Annotated in this window: 2 protein-coding genes; one reads left to right on the top strand and one right to left on the bottom strand. The window is 69.1% G+C overall.

Annotated features, from left to right (window positions below; translation table 11 throughout):
• On the bottom strand, positions 1–989 hold a 989-nt coding region (locus VKG64_12370; GenBank protein ID HKB25834.1), incomplete at its 3' end, for a sensor domain-containing diguanylate cyclase.
• A 366-nt stretch (positions 990–1355) separates the two neighbouring features.
• Between VKG64_12370 and VKG64_12365 the strand changes: the two genes are divergently transcribed.
• Positions 1356–2717, top strand: a 1362-nt coding sequence (locus tag VKG64_12365) for a hypothetical protein (GenBank protein ID HKB25833.1), incomplete at its 3' end; no start/stop codon positions are given.

Raw genomic sequence — 2717 nt, 5'->3', positions numbered from 1 at the left:
GCCACGAGGTCATCGCTGTTCGCCGCGTCCTCCGGCAGGCTGGCGACGCCGAGGCTGACCGTGACGGAGCCGTGCATGAACGCGTGCTGCGCGATCACGTCACGGATCCGGTTCGCGTAGGTGACCGCGCCGGCCTTCGGCGTGTTCACCAGGAGCACCGCGAACTCGTCGCCGCCGTACCGGGTGACGATCGTGAAGTTCCGCGAGTGCTTGACGAGGAGCCGCGCGACCTCCTTCAACGCCTCGTCGCCCGCGCGGTGGCCGAAGCGGTCGTTGACGTCCTTGAAGTGATCGAGGTCGAGCAGGACGAGCGAGACCGGCTCGGCGAAGCGGGAGTGCCGCTTCCATTCCTCGTCGATCCGCAGCATGAAGTACCGGCGGTTGTAGACGTCGGTGAGCGCGTCCTTGAACGAGAGGTCCTCGAGGCGCGCGTTGCGGATGGCGACCGCCGCCTGGGAGGCCAGGGCGCGCACGAGCATCTCGTACTCCATGTCGAAGGGGACGACGCAGCCCGCGGGGTCCAGCGCGTTGATCAGCTCGAGGACCCCGAAGACGTGCGCGTTCGGGTCCTGGAGCGGCACGACGAGCGCGGACCGCGTCCGATAGTCGCACCGGGTATCGAACAGCGGGTTGAAGCTGTAGGGCCGATCGGGGGGGATCGTGTAGGTGTCGGGGATGTTGACGATCTCCCCCATGATCGCGACGTAGCCGGCGAGGCTCAGCTCGGAGAGCTTCAGCGGCTCGGCCTGCAGCAGACGCTTCAGCTCGGCGTCGCCGAAGCGAGCCGAAAGCCGGTCGTTCTGCACGACGCCGAAGCGGAGCTCGTCGTTCTCGCGGAGGAACAGCGTCCCGGCCTCCGCGCGGGTGAAGCGGCGCGCCTCGGTGAGGATGCGGTCGAGGAGGGTCGCGAGGTCACGCTCGTTGGTGAGCGCGATCCCGATCTGCACCAGTTCCTTGAACGCCGCGGTGAGGTTGATAGAGAACGACATGTCTGGCGCTACCGCCATCTTCGGCGCTGGTCCTCCCCTGGACAGACTACACGCGTCGAGCCGAAGAGGAAAAGCTCAGCAATCCAGATGCCACGATTTCCGAGAACTCTCGAGGTCGTGGAATCTCGGGAAATCAATGAGATGTAGCTCGCCCCCTCGGGCGCTTTCCGGGTCACTGGCCAGGGTGTTACCGCTCCGAACATTAACATCGGCCATTTTCTTATCATGTCGGCCCACCACCTCGTTGATGTCATTCTGGCGGGATCCTGACGCTTTGCAAGGCGGAGATGCCGGCGCAAACGGTTGATTTGTCGAGCCCGAAGGGATCGCGTCCATTGGCATCGAGGTTGCTCAACTGAGTTCGGGATGAAGCTGAAATTCCGAAAGCACGACGTGCAGAACCTGAAGCAGCTCGAAGCGCTCGTCACCGAGCACGCCGAGGCGATCGAGCCCGGCTGTCGGATCCTCGCCGCCGGCGTCAACCTCGGCCGCTCGACGGTGGATCTCGCGGGCGTGGACGCGCGGCGCACCCCGGTCCTCGTCGCGCTCGGCCTCACGGCCGACGACGAGATGCTCTTCCGCATGCTCGAGGCGTACGCGTGGTGCCTCGAGTATCCGGAGTCGGTGCGCCGACTCGTGGGCGACGAGCGCGGCGGCTGGCCGCCGCGAGTCGTGTTCATCGCCGAGCGCGTGCTCGAGGCGTTCGTCCGCAAGCTCAAGCTGCTGAAGCTCCCCGCGGTGGACTGCTTCGAGTTCCGCTGCGTCGACGTCGACGATGCCACCGGCTTCTACCTGGATCCTGTGGACCGCGATCGCGTCCCGGCGGCGTCTCACGACGCGGTGCCGGCGCCGCGCGCGCTGCGGCTCCACGAGACGCTGGCGTCCGCCGAGCCCGCCGTGAGCCGCGCGGAGCCCGTCGCGAGCCGCGCGCCGGAGCGTCCGAAGGAGAAGCGGGAGGAGCGCCGCGAGCCCGTCGCCCTGCCGGTCGATTTCAAGAGCCTCCTCGGTGGCGGCGGTCAGACGCCGCGCTGGCTCGAGCTCCTGACGACGCCGCCCGAGCCGTCCGCCGTCGCGCCGGCTCCGGTGCCCGAACCGACCGTCGCGCCCGCCGAGCCGCCGCGCCGCCCCGTGGCCGGGCCCGAGCCGCCGAGGCAGGCCGGCGCGGCCCGGCCGAAGCAGCCCGACCTCCTCGAGGGCGTCGAGCTCCCGGCGAACCGCGAGCTGACCCCGACGTGGCGGAAGTTCCTCGACAAGCTTACGGCGGGCTTCGACGCGCTGGCGGCGCCGGAGCCGGAGCCCGCGCCGGCGCCGCCGGCCGATCGCGAGGTCGCCGCGCCGACGGCGTTCGCGCAGCTCGCGCGCGGCCGGAACGGCGCCGGCGACAAGCGCGGGCTGCTCGAGGGCGTGCAGCTCCCGAACGGCGAGCTCGCGCCGCAGTGGCGCAAGTTCCTCGACCGGCCGTCGATCGAGGAGGGGAAGATCCGCGCGGTGAAGGACTACCTGCACCGCGAGTTCCCGCTCTGCACCTCCTACGACTTCTTCGAGTTCCAGCGGAACGCGCACGTCTTCCAGCTCCAGGACAACCAGGGCAAGGTCGCGCACATCACGACGCTGACGGCCGAGTTCTTCGAGCAGCAGCACGAGACGGAGATCCGCGTCTGGCTCGAGAAGCACAGGCTGGCCCAGACGATGCGGCAGGCGGGTCAGGCCGGCGTGCTCGTGAGCCCC

The sequence above is a fragment of the Candidatus Methylomirabilota bacterium genome, assembly GCA_035260325.1.
Classification (GTDB): domain Bacteria; phylum Methylomirabilota; class Methylomirabilia; order Rokubacteriales; family CSP1-6; genus AR19.
The sequence above is the reverse complement of the archived record's forward strand: the minus strand, read 5'-3'. Positions and strand labels throughout refer to the sequence as shown.